This window comes from Shewanella sp. FDAARGOS_354, from assembly GCF_002209245.2.
GTDB lineage: Bacteria > Pseudomonadota > Gammaproteobacteria > Enterobacterales > Shewanellaceae > Shewanella > Shewanella xiamenensis.
This window is the reverse complement of the sequence record NZ_CP022089.2, coordinates 545,685-562,664: the sequence shown is the minus strand read 5'-3', so window position 1 is coordinate 562,664 and position 16,980 is coordinate 545,685. Positions and strand designations below refer to the sequence as shown.

Sequence of the window (16,980 nt, the reverse complement as noted above, 5' to 3'; positions counted from 1 at the left end):
TGCCCCATTCATTTAGCTTTGCCAAGCAAGCTAAAATACGGCCGAGCAATAATACCTTGAGTGATTCAAGAAGAAGCGAACCAATGACCTAGACCGATATTGCCAATGGTAAAACTGGCGTCACATCGTTAGCCTTAGAGATTTGCCAAGAGAACCCAGCAAGAAACGCCTTTCCCGCCTTTATTCCTTGCAGGTAATCAATCCGTAAATCCGTATCTGTGCTACCTAACAGCTTACTCTGTAATGGTGACTTAGCAAAAATCTGCACAATTTCAACATCATCGGGAGGATTGGCAATAAAGTCTAGCTCGGCCTGATAGGCCTCTTCATGCTGCACTAAGTAATCAATGGTCTTAGGGCAAAAACCTGAGACGCAGATCCACGACTTGAGTTTATGTACCCAAGCGGATTGGGCTTGAAAATCCTCATTCACCGTTCTGACCACCACAATTTTACGGGCGCCGCGTCGATACGCCTCACGCACAGGTAGCGGCGCAGCTAAACCACCATCGAGATAAAAATCCTGCTCTGGCTCAGCCATAACTTCGGCATGATTAGCAGATTCAATCGCTAACCAAGGTGTTAACTTCACCCCTTGTTTATATAAAAAAGGCAATGCGCTAGAGGCTTTAAGTAGTTCACGCCAGTGTTCGTGGTTGGTTGGGCTCAAGAAATACCCTTGGCGATCGCTGACTCGCGTGGTGGTGATAAGAAGTTCTCGCCCACGGAGGGATTGACTCGCCGCGGCTAAATCTAGCTTAAAGCTGCCACGTTGAATCTGGTCAAAATACCAGTCGAGATCGATCACATTGGCGCCAATCAGACCTCGTCCTAATTGATAGAAGCGTTTATGACGCGTTAAGCCACGGATAAGTTTTTTAGCGTATCCCTTTTGCCTAGCTAAGAAACTCGTCAAGTTTTGCGAGCCAGCGGAGGTACCAATCAATAAATCGAAAGGGTCGAACTCCGCATCAAGCCAAGCATCGAGTACGCCTGCGGTAAAAATACCGCGCTGACCACCACCCTCTGCAATTAACGCCACTTTAGGCGCGGTAACAGATTGAGAAGCTGAGGATAAATGGTTAATCGGCGGCATAACTGACCTTATCGCAATGGAGAATAGATAAGCCCAGTCTAAACAAAGAAAGTCATAGTAAAAAACGGATAGAATCTATTGTTGTAATCGATAAATAAATATAAGAAGCGTTTTGCGTGAATTAAAGCACTTTAGCAACGATGCAATACTCGCATACATAGTTAAAAGCTATAGGTAAAGTTGCTTGTAGATACAATGCGTTGCATATGCAATCTACGCCCGCGAATCGTCACGCTGGCTTAGATTGCACTTGGTTTCTTAACGTTAGAACTTATGGGTTAATTCAAGCGTGACATTGCGCGGCTCACCGGGGAAATGGCCATTGCGCTCACTAAACCCGCTGACAGCATATTCCTTATCGAAGATATTCTTCAGATTTACGCGCACTTGGGTTTGGTCCCACTGGGTCGTCCAGCTCATATCAAACACTGTATGGGGTTTTACCGTTTGACCATTGAGGCTAAATTGCTCACCCACATAGTCCATCCCAAAAGCAATGGCGGAATCAATCGCTTGAATATCGTAGCGCGTCCATAGCCCTGCTTGATGGCGCGGCGCATTGGCAAAGTGTTTGCCGTCGCCAAAGGTGTTGGTTAGGCTGTCGTTGGTCACGCCCTTGATCACTTCCGTATCGTTATAGGCATAGTTAGCCGTTACGGTAAGGTTATCTGTGAGATCACCCACCAGCGTCCATTCCACCCCTTGGCTACGTACTTCGCCAAAATTAACTAAATTCGGAATACCATCGTCATCCCCAGTATCTAAAGGGTTAGCCTGGGCCACATTTTGTTTTTCAATGCGATAGAGTGCAAGCGTGGTCATAAACTGGCCATCGAGCCACTCGTTTTTCATCCCAAGTTCTATTTGATTACCAGTTTCGGGATCGAGTGCGCCGTCACTTTTGATGCTCTCTTGATCAGACAATGCTGCCGGATTGAAACTCTCTGAGTAGTTCAAGTAGAAAGACATCGCATCGATTGGACGATAATTCAATCCAGCCCTTGGGGTAATGGCATTATCGCTAAAGGAGAATCCGGTCTTTTTATCGTAATCATCAAACTGGCTAAAGCGTAGACCTGCAATTAAAGACCACTGCTCGTTGAAATGCAGATGCTCTTGCAAATAGAGGCCAAAACGGTTGGCACGGGTACCGTCGGTATCCATGTCTTTTAACTGATAAGCACTTGGGTTTGTTTCACCGTAATTCAGCTCAAAGATATTCAGATTACCCACGCCTTCCTTACTGGTCGCCAACTTGTAATGGTATTCGGTTTCGACGTAGTGATAATCACCACCAAACAGGAACTCATGCTCAAAACCTAAGGCATTAAAACGATAGACAAAATCATTGGTTAAACTGATTTCGTCATTGGCACGGGATTGGACACGATATTCACGTTTGATCGTACCATCTGCGCTGTTTGCCTTGCCATCACCATTCACATCGACCCAACCACGGGATTCGTGATATTGCTGATCGGATTCATTATTCAGGTAACGAATTTGAGTTTTTACCGAAAAATCATCACTAAATTGATGATCGAGAATCGCTTGCAGCACCAAGGCATCCATTTTCTGGAAATCGCTTTTCTCGTTGGCATTGTAGGAAGGATCGACAAGGAAATTACCCGCATCATCCACGGGTACACCACGGAGTCGATTGCCACCCAAATCCTGCCTTATCAGATCGAAGGTGGTGGTGACCTTGGTATCTTCACTGATTTCATAGAGTAAACCACCTGCCACTTCGGCATTTAAGCTATCGGCATTGTTACGAAAGCTATCTTCCTGCTGATAGTAGCCCCCCAATCGATAGGCTAAATCCTCAGTTAAACCGCCAGTGAAATCCAGCGAGCCGCCCATCATATCGTAACTACCCGTGCTTAAGGTGAGCTCTTTACGCTCGACAAAGGTCGGTTTCTTCGTCACATAGTTAATCATTCCGCCGGGTTCACCGCCGCCATAGAGTGCCGATGCAGGGCCTTTTAATACTTCAACCCGCTGTACATTGAACAGTTGTGGCACCGAAAATCCCCAGGGCGACCGCATGAGTGTCTACATTTTAACCACATGACTAAAACCAGCGCTTAATACCTCCTCTAGCATGGTTGTGCTCATCATGCATCGCTTTTGTTTACCAACAATGCTTAGCTTGGTTGGCTCTGCTCGAAGCATATTCAAACTCATATGGCGTAAGCAAGACAGATTTTCTGCACCATGACCTTTATATATCTGGCACGCATCTTCATTCATGGTGACATCAAGCACCCAGTGCATTGACTCTATGCCCCAGTGGTCTCTGACTGCTACCGCAGCTTGCTCTGCACTAAGCGCTTTGGAACTGATGTAATAACGGTACTCTAGCTCGACAGATTTGCCTTTCTCAAAGCGGAAGTTTTCAACCATGATAATGTTCTTCAACCCTTTCCAGCGAGAGAAGTCACCATCAAGGTTGGTACTGGCCAAAACATAGCATTGGCGAGACTCTATACGTCCATGCCCCTGTTCAAGGTTGACAGTGTCTGCCACATTGGCTCGCTGAGATGAGAATGCTTTTTCCATCGCTTGTCGGAGTTTTCCTTGATTGCTCTTTACTGCAAGCAAGTAATCACCACCTTGCTCTACAATGGCTTTGGCTATACTAGTCTGACAAGCCATTGCATCAATGGTGACTAGGGCTCCCCTGATATCAAGCATCTTTATCAGCTCAGGAATGGCCGTTATTTCATTACTCTTTTGCTCAGTTTTTAACTGTCCCAACACAAGTTTGTTTGATGATGCATAAGCACTGATCATATGGATAGTGCTCGACCTATCTTCGCGATTGTATGAGCCTCGAAGTGTTTTTCCGTCGATCGCAACGACTTGACCTTGGGTAAGAGTATGTACTGACGACATCCAGTTGATGAAGCACTCATGAAACGACTCTGGTTCAATCGTCGATATTATGCGAGCAATAGTGTCATCAACAGGAATGCCGTTCACAAAGAGGCCATTACGCTTAAACCAATCATGATGACCGAGAATGTATTCACGAATATCAAACCAGCCTTTCGCGCCTGCAATCACCGCACATAGCGAGCCAAAAAGGACTTCAAACAGGCAATATGTGACCTTTGCACCTTGGCGTTGGTCGATAATCGTTTGAAAATGTTCTTTGAAGTGGTCAATGTGCATGGTGCTCTCCCTAAAAAGGGAGTATATGATCACAGCTAAATGTGATCGTCAAATCGATCATGAATTTGGTTAAAAAGTGTTCGCGATCTCACCCTGCGAAAATCCCGAATACGGGTCGCCACGTACACCATCGTAAAACACGTTTGCATCATCGCGAAAGCCACGAAAGGTCACGCCGGAATAGCTAAATTCACTCACACCGGCAATGGAGCGGTATAAGTCAGTGATGTTACGAGCGGCTTGATCGTCAATCAGTTGCTCGGTCAGCACTTGTACAGACTGCGGCAATTCCATCACATTGATTGCCGTTTTAGTGCCGATTTCAGTCTCTTTATCAACATACATTTGCATGGCGCGACCACGCACGACAATTCGCTCTGGCGCCTTAGTCTCAGCTTGTGTGCTGGCTTGCGCTTCGGCCTGTGTGTTGGTTTGTATATCGGCTTGTGCCGTTGAAGCACTTTCTTGCTCGGGTTTACTCTCTTGAGCGTTAGGCGCAACCGCAAAGACCAAATGCGGCATCAGGGCAAGCGTTAGTATTGAATAGGCAAAACGTGATTTCACAAAGTCCCCCAACCTTGAGCAAACCTATGGTTTACCCATGTCATCTAAAATGTGCCGTCATTATAAAGTTTGATTGTTAGATGACAATAATTCTCATTTAAATTTACATCGGTCAGGATTTGTAACAATTGTAAAGAGAGTCTACTCGTTATGTGTGGATATAGCGGCATGACTCTTAGTGCATAGCACTTACTGAATGGCGTTTAACGAAAGCCATCTCCAATAAAAAAGCCAGCATCACGCTGCTGGCTTTTTACTGTTTTTAGTGGCTATACGCTTTGAATATAAAAACTTAAAAAACAGCCTCATCAAGCGTGGTTAGCATCTCACTCGCCTGCTCCAACTGTTTACGCAGGCTGCGGCTCTGCACAGCCCAATACGCCATATAAAAGTCCGCCGTTTTTAGTTTAGCCTGGTAAAACTCCGCCTCTTGCGTGCCATTTGCGAGCGCAGTTAGCGCAATCTTGGCCATACGCGCCCACATCCATGCCAGAGCCGTAATGCCAAATAACTCCAGATACGCCATCGATGCCGCGCCGATAATGTCGGGATTGCTGGCTGCATGGCTCGCTAAATAACCGCTCGCCTTTTGTAAATCGGTGGCGCAATCCATTAGCCCGCTCACATAGGGCTGCATTTGCGCATCTTTGCCCTGTGATTGAATAAATTCAGTGACCAGCGTTGACCATTGCTGCATTGCGGCGCCGCGATCGCTCAGCAGTTTACGTCCAACTAAATCGAGCGCCTGAATGCCGTTAGTCCCTTCATAAATCAGTGCAATACGGCTATCACGCACAAATTGCTCCATCCCCCACTCGTGGATATAACCATGACCACCAAACACTTGCTGCGCATCCACGCAGGCATTAAAGCCTCGGTTTGTGATAAACCCCTTCACCACTGGCGTAAACAAGGCCGCTAATTGCGAGGCCGCTTTAGCTTTTGCAGGATCACTATGGCGCTCAGCCTCATCAAGCCACAGCGCCTGCTGGCCAACAAGTGCACGGGCACCTTCATTGAAGGCTTTTTGCGATAACAACATCCGGCGCACATCACCGTGTACCAAAATCGGGTCGGCAGCTTTTTCAGGCGCTTTAGCGCCACTAATGGCGCGGCTCTGCAATCTGTCCTTGGCATAGGCTAAGGCATTTTGATAGGCGATTTCGGACACGCCTAATCCCTGCATTCCAACCCCCAAACGCGCTTGGTTCATCATGGTAAACATGGCGCGCAGCCCTTGGTGGGGTTCTCCCACTAACTCACCGAGTGCATCCTCAAATACCATCACACAGGTTGAGTTGCCGTGGATGCCCATTTTATGCTCAAGCCCACTGGCATAGAGGCTGTTCGCCTCACCTAAACTGCCATCACTGTTCACTAACACTTTGGGCACAGCAAACAGCGAAATGCCCTTAACCCCTTCGGGCGCATCGGGCAAGCGTGCTAACACTAAGTGCACTATGTTATCGGTAAATTGATGGTCGCCCGAGGAGATAAAAATCTTCTCACCTGTTATCGCAAAGTAGCCGTCCGCCGCAGGCACGGCCTTAGTACGCAATAGTGCTAAGTCGGTTCCGGCATGGGATTCGGTTAGGTTCATGGTGCCAGTCCATTCACCACTCACTAATTTGGCTAAGTATTTCTGTTTAAGTGCCTCACTGCCGTGGGCATGAATGGCCGCATAGGCGCCGTGGGTAAGGCCGGGATACATGGCAAAGGCCATATTAGTCGAGGTTTGCATCTCGGTGGCGAAAATCCCGACTACTTCGGGCAGCCCTTGGCCACCGTATGCAGGATCGCAGGTCAGTGTCGGCCAACCATTGTCGACAAACTGCTGATAGGCGTAGGCAAAACCTTCGGGGGTAACCACTTTGCCATCCACGAGTTTGCAGCCCTGCACATCCCCCACGCTATTTAACGGCAACATCACCTCAGTACTGAAATCCGCCATACCCTGTAGGATGGCATCAACCAGATCGGGGTCGATCTCATCGAAGCCTTTTAGGGCATCTTGCTGATAAATATGCAACATTTCATCGAGGATAAATTGATAGTCACGCAGTGGTGCTTGATAGACTGGCATAATCGCTTCCCTTTCTTGTTTTATGGCAATGGACTAAGTGCTCTGACCACTTTAGCTAAATCTGTTGAAAAAGGAAGCATCTGAGCCTCTGTGCAGTGACTTTTGTTTGCACAATCGAACAGCAAAACCGTAAATTGATCGCAACAAAGGCTTATGCTCAAGTGCAAAAGTTTGTAAGCTAAGTGTCTGTATTGCTGATACGTCATCAGGTTGAGGATATTGTTACTATGGGTTCTGTTACCACCAAAAAACACGCAAACGGGCTCGATTATGTCGAAGTGAACACTGCGTTATGCCAAGCAAGAATTTTTTTACAGGGCGCGCAAATCGATCATTTTCAACCCGTAGGTAAGCCCCCCTTGTTATGGGTGTCTTCAGCGGATGACTATCAACCCGGTAATGGGATCCGTGGCGGAGTGCCCGTCTGCTGGCCTTGGTTTGGTATGAGCAATCAAGCTAATTTCCCACAACATGGTTTTGCCCGTACCCGTATTTGGACACTCGAGTCGGTTGAGATGCGTAATCAACTGGTGGATTTACGTTTTAGCTTAGCCATCAGCGAAGGAGACAAGGTCTTTTGGCCGCACCATACCCAAGTCAACGTACTCTTTACCTTAGGTGAAACCTTAAGTATCAGCTTAGTTAACACTAACCTTGGCGATGTGCCGGTTACACTCACCCAAGCGCTACACAGCTATTTTCCGATTGAAGATATTCACCAGCTTAAAGCCACTGGTTTTAGCGGTGCTCAATATATTGAGTTTTCCGAAGGGCCTTACCCGCAAACGACGGATGACGTGCTATTTGACCGCGAAACCGACCGCGTTTACACCAACCTAGGTCCAGTACAACACTTACATACGCCCAAAGGTGTGATTGAAGTGAGCCGTGAAAATAGCCACTCGGCCGTGCTGTGGAACCCTTGGATTGAAAAATCGATCCGTCTTGCCCGCTTTAATGACGATGACTATCTCACCATGGTGTGTCTCGAAGCTGCCAATGTGCTTGAAGATAAGTTAACGCTGGCTCCCGGCGAGAGCCACAGCTTAGTTACCCATATTCGCTGGGCAGACTAATCGGTCTTTATCACCTCATCAATGAAAAGCCCTGTGCATGACTGGGCTTTTTTATGCCATCAAATCCACGATGGCCAGCTGTTTGGCAATAACCGCCTACTTAGGGTTTTTCTCAAAACGGGCTAACAAGCTTGAGGTGTCCCAGCGATTACCGCCCATGGCTTGAACTTCTGAGTAAAACTGATCCACAAGCGCGGTTAAGGGTAAGTGCGAGCCATTGCGGCGAGCTTCTTCTAGGGCAATGCCTAAATCCTTACGCATCCAATCGACAGCAAAACCAAAATCATAGCTTTGGCCCCACATGGTCTTGTAGCGATTTTCCATCTGCCAGCTTTGCGCCGCACCTTTACTGATCACTTCCACCACTTTTTCACCGTCAAGACCGGCCTTACGAGCAAATTGCAGCGCTTCGGCAAGGCCTTGAACCACACCTGCGATACAAATTTGATTGACCATCTTAGTGAGTTGGCCGGCACCAACCTCACCTAAGCGCTCAGCGCAACGCGCAAACGCTTCGATAACGGGCTTAACACGCTCGAACACGGTTTGATCGCCCCCAACCATCACGGTCAGTACGCCATTTTCGGCACCAGCTTGGCCACCCGATACAGGTGCATCGAGAAAATCGACGCCTTTTTCGGCCAGCATTTTATGTAATTCACGGGCCACATCGGCTGAAGCCGTCGTATGGTCAACCAATACAGTGCCTTGAGCCATACCATGAATGACGCCATCATTGCCTAATACCACTTCGCGCAAGTCGTTATCGTTGCCTACGCAGGTAAAAACAATATCTTGGCCGATTGCCGCCTCTTTAGGCGTTGGGCAGCAGCGACCGCCGTAGTTCTCGACCCAGGTTTGTGCCTTGGCAAAAGTGCGGTTATACACAGTAACCTCATGGCCCTTGTTGAGTAAGTGTCTTGCCATGGGGTAACCCATTACGCCTAAACCAATAAATGCGACTTTTGCCATGAGGAACTCCTTTAATTGATAAACAAGGTGAAACGTTTTACACCACACATTTGCACTGCGTTCATTTAACCTCACTGAATTAACACAATAGATTAACGACACACAGGATGCGCGCTTATGTTACTCCGAGAAAGACCCGACCCAAACTAAAAAAATGCGAGCAAGTGTTTCAACTTAAAAGGTCAATCTGTAGCTAAAACGGTGGCGGCAGTGTAGCACTCGATTAGGCGAGCGTCAGAGTAAAAATGCCCTTGGTAACAAACGCAGTATTCGACAGAAACAACAAAGGCGCACAGAGGCGCCTTTGTTTTTATAACTAACCCAAATCACTTTTGTACGTGTGCTTCCATTTCGGCGCCAATTTTCTTGCGCATTTCCATTAAGCGCAGTGCGGAATCACGCAGATGAATATCATACTCAGTCTGCGGCACCCATTCAGGCACGGGTGTTGGTTGTCCGTTTTCATCCACGGCAACCATGATGACGATACAGTGAGTGGTGAGATGACGCTCAGAAACCTTAGGATCCCCTGCCCGTACATCAATACCAATATGCATCGAGGTCTTGCCGGTATAAATTACCTTAGCGCTGACTTCGACAATATTACCCACGAGGATAGGCTGAACAAATCGAATTCCACCCGCATAGGCGGTAATACAATATTTACCACTCCAGCCCGCAGCACAGGCATAAGCCGCAAGGTCAATCCATTTCATCACAGCGCCACCGTGAACCTTACCACCAAAATTCACATCTGCGGGTTCTGACAAAAATCTCAGGGTAATTTGTCTATCGATACCAGCCATATAACCTCAACTTATTCAGCCTCTGTGGCTCAATGATTTTGCAATGAGTTGAGTTTACGATAGAAATGCGCAATAGCGTAAAGATAATTACGATTGTCTCAGTGAAGAGAACCGATTTAGCCAAAGTAACTTATTAGCCCACAGGAGAGTAATAATCCCGGCAACGCCAGACGATACAACCACAGCTGTAATTGACTGCTAACAAAGCGAGTGCCCTTGCCATAAGTGTAAACACCCAACCCAGCCAAAAACAGCCCAATCACTTCAAATCCCGATGACATATGGTTACTGCCACCGACACTGATGGCGGTCACCAATAACGCGAACCACACCAACACATATGCCGCAATCGCAAAGGTGAAGGTCTTCATGCCAATATCCATATTAGGATGCCAAGCTTTGGATTCACCACGAATTAATTCGGTCAAATTTGCGGTTACGGCACCAACGATAGGCACAAGCGGGATCACCAGAGGGTTTAACATGACAGATTTCCTTTTAAATAGAATATGCCTGTCATTATCGGCGGCAAAGGGCATTAAACAAGCTTGATGAACAAAGGTTAACTATTTGGATATCAGCAGGTTAGAAAGTGATATCAGGCACAATTCGAGCATAAAAAAATGCGCCAGTAGGCGCATTTTTTATCGAGCTAACCGCTGTTTAGACTTTCTTAAACAGCAATGAACCGTTAGTGCCACCAAATCCGAAGGAGTTACACAGAGCATACTCTAACTTTACATCACGGGCAGTGTGCGCCACGAAGTCTAAATCACAGCCTTCATCTGGATTATCGAGGTTGATGGTCGGTGGTACGGCTTGATCGCGCAGCGCAAGCAGAGTGAAAATCGCTTCAACCGCACCCGCAGCGCCCAGCAAGTGACCCGTCATAGACTTAGTCGAGCTGACAAGCAGGTTGTAGGCATGATCGCCAAACACAGATTTCACCGCGGCCGCTTCCGCTTTATCACCCGCAGGCGTTGAAGTGCCGTGCGCATTGATATAACCAATTTTTTCAAATGGCAGCTTAGCATCATTCACTGCATTGACCATAGCCGCCGCAGCGCCCGCACCATCGCTTGGCGGCGATGTCATATGGAACGCATCACCGCTCATACCAAAGCCAACGAGCTCACCATAAATGGTCGCACCGCGCGCCTTCGCGTGCTCGTATTCTTCCACCACCATCACACCCGCACCATCACCGATGACAAAACCATCACGGTCTTTATCCCATGGGCGACTGGCCGCCGTTGGGTCATCGTTACGGGTTGACAGCGCTTTAGCTGCACCAAAACCACCAACACCGAGTGGACAAGTGACATCTTCGGCGCCACCGGCAACCATCACGTCAGCATCGCCATAAGCGATAGTGCGCGCCGCAAAACCGATGTTGTGCACACCGGTTGTACAAGCGGTCGTGACGGCAAAGTTAGGGCCTGTCATTCCGTACATAATCGATAAATGGCCGGCAATCATATTAATGATGGTGCTCGGCACGAAGAAAGGCGAAATTTTACGAGGGCCACCACTTAATAGCGCGCTGTGGTTTTGTTCAATCAACCACATACCGCCCATGCCAGCACCGATTGCGGTACCCACACGGCCAGGGTTTTCTTTACTCATATCCAGACCTGAGTCTTGGATAGCTTGGATGCCCGCAGCCATACCATACTGAATAAAGAGGTCCATTTTGCGGGCGTCTTTTTTAGTTAAGTACTGCTCAACATCGAAATCTTTTACAGAACCACTGAAACGAGTGGTAAATTCGCTGGCATCAAATTTGGTTATGGGCGCAATCCCACTCTTACCCGAAAGCAGGGCTTTCCAAGTAGTGTCGACAGTATTGCCCACGGGCGTTACTAATCCTAAACCGGTTACCACTACACGACGTTTAGACACGGCAGTCACCTTTTGAATGCTAAATAGATTAAGTTATGACAGACAAATGCGGTTCTATCATTAAAATGTCTTCGCCAATCTGCGGCGAGCATCTCATGGATAAATTCAACACAGCTTCCAGAGACGATTGAATGGCACTATTGCAGAATTAGGCGGGGATAAAACAAAAACAGGCGGCATATTTGCCGCCTGTTCTCTAGAATTCAGAATTACTGATTCTTAGAAACGTAATCGATCGCTGCTTGAACAGTAGTGATCTTTTCAGCTTCTTCATCAGGGATCTCGGTATCAAACTCTTCTTCCAGAGCCATAACCAACTCAACAGTGTCCAGAGAATCTGCACCCAGATCGTCAACGAAAGATGCCGCTGGTTTAACGTCTTCTTCTTTAACGCCCAGTTGCTCTACAATGATTTTCTTTACACGTTCTTCGATGTTGCTCATTAGTTTTCTTTCCTATTCAAATTACGCACTTGCGTAAGATTGCGAGTAGTTTATTAGATTTGGCTGACAATGCAAGCTTAGTTTTCGTGGTCTAACCACGAAATTTAGCGACCAATTGATACAGATCACTACTCAGTTGCGACAGTATCCCTGCCATCCGCCCTTAAACCATGTACATTCCGCCATTCACATGCAAAGTCTCGCCTGTGATATAAGCGGCAGAGTCCGACGCCAAGAAGAGTACGGCATTGGCAATTTCTTGCGCTTGCCCTAATCGTTCCATCGGAACCTGAGACATGATAGCTTTTTGCTGATCTTCGGTCAGCTCATCAGTCATATCGGTCTGGATAAATCCAGGAGCGATAGCATTAACTGTAATTTGACGAGATGCAACCTCTCTTGCAAGAGATTTTGTAAATCCGATCAAACCAGCTTTTGCTGCCGAGTAGTTAACTTGACCTGCATTGCCCATAGTGCCTACCACTGAACCGATATTGATGATCCGGCCGAAACGCTTTTTCATCATGGTACGCATCACAGGTTTTGATAGTCTGAACAATGATGTCAGGTTGGTATCGATGATATCGTTCCATTCATCATCTTTCATTCGCATCAGCAAATTATCACGGGTGATACCCGCGTTGTTGACTAGAATATCAACATCACCCGCTTTTTCTTTGATCGAATCGAATAAATCGGTGACGGATTGACTATCGGTAACATTAAGCACTAAACCAAAACCTTTGTCACCCAGATATTCTTGAATTGCTGCGGCGCCCTTCTCACTTGTGGCAGTTCCAACCACAATCGCACCGGCTTCGACTAAGGTTTCGGCAATCGCACGGCCAATACCACGGCTCGCGCCTGTCACTAAGGCAACTTTGCCCGCTAAACTCAGATTGATACTCATACAAACTCCTTATTCAGTTAACGCGGCAAGGGATGCAACGTCATTAACTGCTTGGGCAGAAAGAGATTTATTAATGCGTTTCGTAAGACCTGTCAATACTTTACCAGGACCGCACTCAACTAACTGGGTAATACCTTTTTCGGCCATTAATTCAACGGTTTCGCTCCAGCGTACTGGGCAATACAGTTGACGAACCAGCGCATCTTTAATGTCGGCAACCACAGTGGGTGATGCCACATCTACGTTATTAATAACGGTGATGCTCGGCGCATTAAACTGCACATCGTTTAACGCAAGAGCTAATTTATCAGCAGCAGGTTTCATTAATGCGCAGTGTGATGGCACGCTGACAGGCAAGGCTACCGCCATTTTGGCGCCCGCAGCTTTACAGGCCGCAGCAGCGCGTTCAACCGCATCTTTTTGACCGGCGATAACCACTTGGCCAGGGCTGTTGAAGTTAACTGGGCTTACCACTTCGCCTTGAGCGGCTTCAATACACGCATTAGCAATACCGTCATTATCTAGACCGATAATCGCGTACATAGCGCCAGTACCGGCGGGTACGGCTTGCTGCATCAATTGACCACGTAGCTCAACCAGTTTGATCGCATCTTTAAAGTCGATGACACCAGCACAAACTAATGCAGAATATTCGCCTAGGCTGTGACCCGCTAACATCGCAGGCATAGCTTTACCAGAGGCAACATAGGCACGCCAAATCGCCACACTTGCCGCTAATAAAGCAGGCTGAGTTTTATCGGTTTCATTTAAGGTTTCAACGGGGCCGTCTTGCACTAATGCCCACAAATCATACCCTAACACCTCACTCGCTTCGGCAAAGGTTTGTCCCACGTTCGGCTGTACAGCAGCCAGCTCGGCTAACATGCCTAGGGCCTGTGAACCTTGGCCAGGGAATACAAAAGCTACATTTTCCATATCAAATTACCTATGGCGAACTTAATTTATTGAACACTAAACCGTTATCTTGGACAGCTAACCAAGATAACGATGAGCAGGAATTTATTCGTATACAGATACGGTTAAAAACGGACGAGCGCACTGCCCCACGCAAAACCAGCGCCAAAGGCTTCGAGCAGCAAGAGCTGACCACGTTGGATCCGACCATCACGCACAGCTTCATCCAGAGCAATAGGTACCGAAGCCGCCGAGGTATTACCATGCTTAGCAAGGGTTAACACCACTTTATCTAAGCTCATGTCTAGCTTTTTCGCCGTGGCATTAATAATGCGGAAGTTAGCCTGATGGGGAACCAACCAGTCGATTTCCGACTTATCGATATTATTCAGGCGCAAGGTTTCAGTCACGACATGGGATAACTGAGTCACCGCCACTTTAAAGACGTCATTGCCTTTCATCGTCATAAAACCAACCGCTTCAGAGGTTTCCCCCTGACGTGGTGGGAAAGCGCACTTAAGCAAATAACCTTGACGACCATCGGCATAAATATGGGTTGAAATAATCCCGGGCTCATCGGAAGCATCGATAACCGCCGCCCCAGCACCATCACCAAACAGAATAATGGTGGTACGATCTTCCGGCTCACACAGACGGGATAATACATCAGCGCCAATCACGAGGACTTTTTTCGCGGTACCGTTTTTAACGAATTGGTCCGCAACCGATAAGGCATACACAAAGCCTGAACAAGCCGCCGCGATATCGAAGGCTGGAATGGTGTGCACACCGAGCATGGCTTGGATTTCGCAGGCCGCGGCAGGGAATGCATTTGCCGCACTGGTTGTACCGCAAATGATCATATCTAAATCTGATGCCTCAATACCGGCCATCTCTAACGCATTTAATGCCGCCTGATAGCCCATCGTTGAGACAGTTTCGTCTTGCGCTGCAATGCGGCGCTCTGAAATACCAGTGCGTTCAACAATCCATTGGTCACTGGTTTCCACCATTTTTTCCAAATCTTGATTACTACGCACCTGCACCGGTAGGTAACTACCAGTTCCGAGAATTTTTGTATGCATAAGGAGGAATCAGTTATTTATATCTAAAAGAATCGACTCCAAACGATCTTTTATCATTTCGGGGAGTCGACGTTGCGCTTCAGTCACTGCCAAACTAATTGCTTGTAAATAGGCAGTTTCATCCGCATTTCCATGGCTCTTTACAACTATGCCGCGCAATCCTATCAGACTTGCACCATTATAGTGGTCGGGGTTCATCTGGCTGAGAACCGCCTGAATACGGGGGGCGATGAGTTTTGCCAAAAAACGCACGAAGAAACCTTGGGTTAGGCCCCGTTTTAACTGATGTACCAATAGCTTGGCAATGCCTTCAGAGGTTTTGAGCGTGATGTTACCCACAAAACCATCACAAACGATCACATCAACATTCCCAGAATAGATTTCATCACCTTCAATAAAGCCGGTGTAATTAATCTGATCAGTGTTTTGCAGTATTTGTGCCGCTTGTTGAACCTGATCGTTGCCTTTGATTTCTTCTGTGCCCACATTAAGGAGTGCGACTTTAGGGCGAGATTTTTTATCCACGGCCTCACACAGCACTGAGCCCATCACGGCAAATTGGAATAGCGTTTCGGAATCGCAGGAAATATTGGCACCTAGATCCAATAAATAAACTGGCTTTTGCGTCACGGAGGGTAAACAACTGACCAATGCAGGTCTGTCCACGCCGGGCAAGGTTTTTAACAGCACCTTGGCCATCGCCATTAACGCGCCGGTATTTCCCGCACTCACACACGCAGCAGCACGTCCATCTCGCACCAGTTCAATCGATAAACGCATCGAACTATTTTTACGAGTGCGCAAAGCGTGCACGGGCCTGTCAGACATACTCACCACTTCATCGGTGTGAATGACTTCAATACGGGAGAGTAACTCTTGTTCTGCTTGGTGCAGATAGACATCTATTTCAGTCTTATCACCGACTAAAATGATTTTAAGTGAAGAATGAGATTGTAGTGCCCGCAAAGCTGCAGGCACTGTGACGTGGGGGCCATGATCACCGCCCATCGCATCTAACGCGAGCGTCAGACTCGTCATTAGGAAACCAACAAATTACTTGTTGATTACCTTTTTACCGCGATAGAAACCATCAGCAGTCACGTTGTGACGCATATGGACTTCACCGCTGGTAGCGTCTACAGACAGCTGAGCAGTGCTCAGTGCGTCATGTGAACGGCGCATACCGCGCTTTGAACGAGATTTTTTATTCTGTTGTACAGCCATTGGCCCTGTCTCCTAGATTACTTGCTCTTCAGTTTTTCTAACACTGCAAACGGATTTGGACGCTCCTCTTGAGCGGGTTCGATCTCGCCTACAACTATATCCATTGACCCGATATTGCAATCAGTTTCTTCATGCATCGGGATGATGGGCATAGCGACTATCAATTCATCTTCGATCAATTGATGCAGACGTACTTCGCCAATCTCATTGCACTCAATTGGGTCATACGCATCCGGGAGCTCATCGATTTCTGCCTTAGTCCGGCATGGACCGAAGCAAAACTCGACCGTAACCTCAGTGGTAAATAGTGTCATGCAACGTTGACATACCAGAGTGAGCTCCGTCACAGCCTTCCCTTTCAGGTAGACTATCCCCTGCAAATCTACGCCACATTCAAGCGACACTGCCACATCGGAACAGTCGCCGGCACATAACTCATTTAATCTTTTCAATTGCTGCCCGGGCACAATCCCCTCATAGGTAGAACGGCTCGAGGCGGCGCGAATAGGATCAATTGAAACCGGTATCTTTACTGTTTGCATAAGGCGCGCATATTATAGTTTGAAAACGCTAGAGTCAAAGAAAAATTTCTTACTTAAGTCCCAGTTTGCAACTTAAGCGATTCTCTAGCCCCAACATTGAATTAATGGAAGCGAAATTTTACCCAAGCAGGGGGCGGCACACAAGCGTAAGCCGTCTAAAATAGCCGCATTCACCGAAAGAATCC

General features: G+C 47.4%; 15 protein-coding genes and 2 pseudogenes. 1 reads left to right on the top strand and 16 read right to left on the bottom strand.

Features of this window, described 5'->3' with window-relative positions:
• Nucleotides 1–88 precede the first annotated feature (88 nt).
• The 5 genes and pseudogenes from CEQ32_RS02625 to CEQ32_RS02605 all read right to left on the bottom strand — a co-directional run bounded on the left by CEQ32_RS02625 (nucleotide 89) and on the right by CEQ32_RS02605 (nucleotide 6,920).
• Nucleotides 89–1,096, bottom strand: coding sequence for a patatin family protein (locus CEQ32_RS02625; RefSeq protein WP_088585463.1), 1,008 nt, complete (start codon nucleotides 1,094–1,096; stop codon nucleotides 89–91).
• A gap of 264 nt (nucleotides 1,097–1,360) precedes the next feature.
• Nucleotides 1,361–3,130 (bottom strand): annotated as a pseudogene (locus CEQ32_RS02620) (TonB-dependent siderophore receptor); the annotation flags it as partial.
• A gap of 21 nt (nucleotides 3,131–3,151) precedes the next feature.
• A complete protein-coding gene (locus CEQ32_RS02615) occupies nucleotides 3,152–4,273 on the bottom strand; it encodes an ISAs1 family transposase (RefSeq protein ID WP_088585462.1) in 1,122 nt (373 codons plus the stop codon).
• Between the two features lie 78 nt (nucleotides 4,274–4,351).
• Nucleotides 4,352–4,837 (bottom strand): annotated as a pseudogene (locus tag CEQ32_RS02610) (TonB-dependent receptor plug domain-containing protein); the annotation flags it as partial.
• Nucleotides 4,838–5,129: 292 nt separating this feature from the next.
• The gene (locus CEQ32_RS02605) at nucleotides 5,130–6,920 is read right to left on the bottom strand and encodes an acyl-CoA dehydrogenase C-terminal domain-containing protein (RefSeq protein WP_037427239.1); all 1,791 of its coding nucleotides are present in this window, start codon (nucleotides 6,918–6,920) and stop codon (nucleotides 5,130–5,132) included.
• A gap of 227 nt (nucleotides 6,921–7,147) precedes the next feature.
• On the opposite strand from CEQ32_RS02605, the gene CEQ32_RS02600 reads away from it, so the two are divergent.
• Complete coding sequence (locus CEQ32_RS02600; protein WP_088585460.1) at nucleotides 7,148–7,996, top strand: D-hexose-6-phosphate mutarotase; 849 nt, start codon at nucleotides 7,148–7,150, stop codon at nucleotides 7,994–7,996.
• Between the two features lie 96 nt (nucleotides 7,997–8,092).
• Here CEQ32_RS02600 and CEQ32_RS02595 read toward each other — a convergent pair whose 3' ends face one another.
• From CEQ32_RS02595 to yceD, 11 genes are all read right to left on the bottom strand, one after another.
• On the bottom strand, nucleotides 8,093–8,968 hold the full coding sequence (locus CEQ32_RS02595) for an NAD(P)-dependent oxidoreductase (protein ID WP_037427241.1): 876 nt from the start codon (nucleotides 8,966–8,968) through the stop codon (nucleotides 8,093–8,095).
• 326 nt (nucleotides 8,969–9,294) lie between these two features.
• Nucleotides 9,295–9,774: an acyl-CoA thioesterase gene (locus tag CEQ32_RS02590; RefSeq protein ID WP_037419717.1), complete on the bottom strand. Its 480-nt coding sequence runs from the start codon at nucleotides 9,772–9,774 to the stop codon at nucleotides 9,295–9,297.
• Between the two features lie 116 nt (nucleotides 9,775–9,890).
• Nucleotides 9,891–10,259, bottom strand: coding sequence for a hypothetical protein (locus tag CEQ32_RS02585; protein ID WP_037419714.1), 369 nt, complete (start codon nucleotides 10,257–10,259; stop codon nucleotides 9,891–9,893).
• A 178-nt stretch (nucleotides 10,260–10,437) separates the two neighbouring features.
• On the bottom strand, nucleotides 10,438–11,676 hold the full coding sequence (gene fabF, locus CEQ32_RS02580; RefSeq protein WP_088585459.1) for a beta-ketoacyl-ACP synthase II: 1,239 nt from the start codon (nucleotides 11,674–11,676) through the stop codon (nucleotides 10,438–10,440).
• 209 nt (nucleotides 11,677–11,885) lie between these two features.
• Entirely contained in the window at nucleotides 11,886–12,119 is a 234-nt protein-coding gene (acpP, locus tag CEQ32_RS02575) for an acyl carrier protein (RefSeq protein WP_006081231.1), read from the bottom strand.
• Nucleotides 12,120–12,282: 163 nt separating this feature from the next.
• On the bottom strand, nucleotides 12,283–13,017 hold the full coding sequence (gene fabG, locus CEQ32_RS02570; protein WP_197062292.1) for a 3-oxoacyl-ACP reductase FabG: 735 nt from the start codon (nucleotides 13,015–13,017) through the stop codon (nucleotides 12,283–12,285).
• Between the two features lie 21 nt (nucleotides 13,018–13,038).
• Nucleotides 13,039–13,965, bottom strand: a complete 927-nt coding sequence (gene fabD / locus CEQ32_RS02565; RefSeq protein ID WP_088585458.1) for an ACP S-malonyltransferase — start codon at nucleotides 13,963–13,965, stop codon at nucleotides 13,039–13,041.
• Between the two features lie 104 nt (nucleotides 13,966–14,069).
• Nucleotides 14,070–15,029, bottom strand: coding sequence for a beta-ketoacyl-ACP synthase III (locus CEQ32_RS02560; protein ID WP_088585457.1), 960 nt, complete (start codon nucleotides 15,027–15,029; stop codon nucleotides 14,070–14,072).
• Between the two features lie 9 nt (nucleotides 15,030–15,038).
• Nucleotides 15,039–16,067 (bottom strand): phosphate acyltransferase PlsX, encoded by a 1,029-nt coding sequence (plsX, locus tag CEQ32_RS02555; RefSeq protein ID WP_037427251.1) that lies wholly within the window; start codon nucleotides 16,065–16,067, stop codon nucleotides 15,039–15,041.
• Nucleotides 16,068–16,082: 15 nt separating this feature from the next.
• Complete coding sequence (gene rpmF, locus CEQ32_RS02550; protein ID WP_011072715.1) at nucleotides 16,083–16,253, bottom strand: 50S ribosomal protein L32; 171 nt, start codon at nucleotides 16,251–16,253, stop codon at nucleotides 16,083–16,085.
• A gap of 17 nt (nucleotides 16,254–16,270) precedes the next feature.
• Nucleotides 16,271–16,795 (bottom strand): 23S rRNA accumulation protein YceD, encoded by a 525-nt coding sequence (gene yceD, locus CEQ32_RS02545; RefSeq protein WP_011072716.1) that lies wholly within the window; start codon nucleotides 16,793–16,795, stop codon nucleotides 16,271–16,273.
• Nucleotides 16,796–16,980 lie beyond the last annotated feature (185 nt).

Coding starts and splice junctions, on each gene's coding strand:
- acpP (WP_006081231.1), bottom strand. CDS start 12,119: ATGAGCAACATCGAAGAACGTGTAAAGAAAATCATTGTAGAGCAACTG.
- yceD (WP_011072716.1), bottom strand. CDS start 16,795: ATGCAAACAGTAAAGATACCGGTTTCAATTGATCCTATTCGCGCCGCC.
- CEQ32_RS02605 (WP_037427239.1), bottom strand. CDS start 6,920: ATGCCAGTCTATCAAGCACCACTGCGTGACTATCAATTTATCCTCGAT.
- CEQ32_RS02595 (WP_037427241.1), bottom strand. CDS start 8,968: ATGGCAAAAGTCGCATTTATTGGTTTAGGCGTAATGGGTTACCCCATG.
- CEQ32_RS02625 (WP_088585463.1), bottom strand. CDS start 1,096: ATGCCGCCGATTAACCATTTATCCTCAGCTTCTCAATCTGTTACCGCG.
- CEQ32_RS02590 (WP_037419717.1), bottom strand. CDS start 9,774: ATGGCTGGTATCGATAGACAAATTACCCTGAGATTTTTGTCAGAACCC.
- fabD (WP_088585458.1), bottom strand. CDS start 13,965: ATGGAAAATGTAGCTTTTGTATTCCCTGGCCAAGGTTCACAGGCCCTA.
- rpmF (WP_011072715.1), bottom strand. CDS start 16,253: ATGGCTGTACAACAGAATAAAAAATCTCGTTCAAAGCGCGGTATGCGC.
- CEQ32_RS02615 (WP_088585462.1), bottom strand. CDS start 4,273: ATGCACATTGACCACTTCAAAGAACATTTTCAAACGATTATCGACCAA.
- CEQ32_RS02560 (WP_088585457.1), bottom strand. CDS start 15,029: ATGCATACAAAAATTCTCGGAACTGGTAGTTACCTACCGGTGCAGGTG.
- plsX (WP_037427251.1), bottom strand. CDS start 16,067: ATGACGAGTCTGACGCTCGCGTTAGATGCGATGGGCGGTGATCATGGC.
- CEQ32_RS02600 (WP_088585460.1), top strand. CDS start 7,148: ATGGGTTCTGTTACCACCAAAAAACACGCAAACGGGCTCGATTATGTC.
- CEQ32_RS02585 (WP_037419714.1), bottom strand. CDS start 10,259: ATGTTAAACCCTCTGGTGATCCCGCTTGTGCCTATCGTTGGTGCCGTA.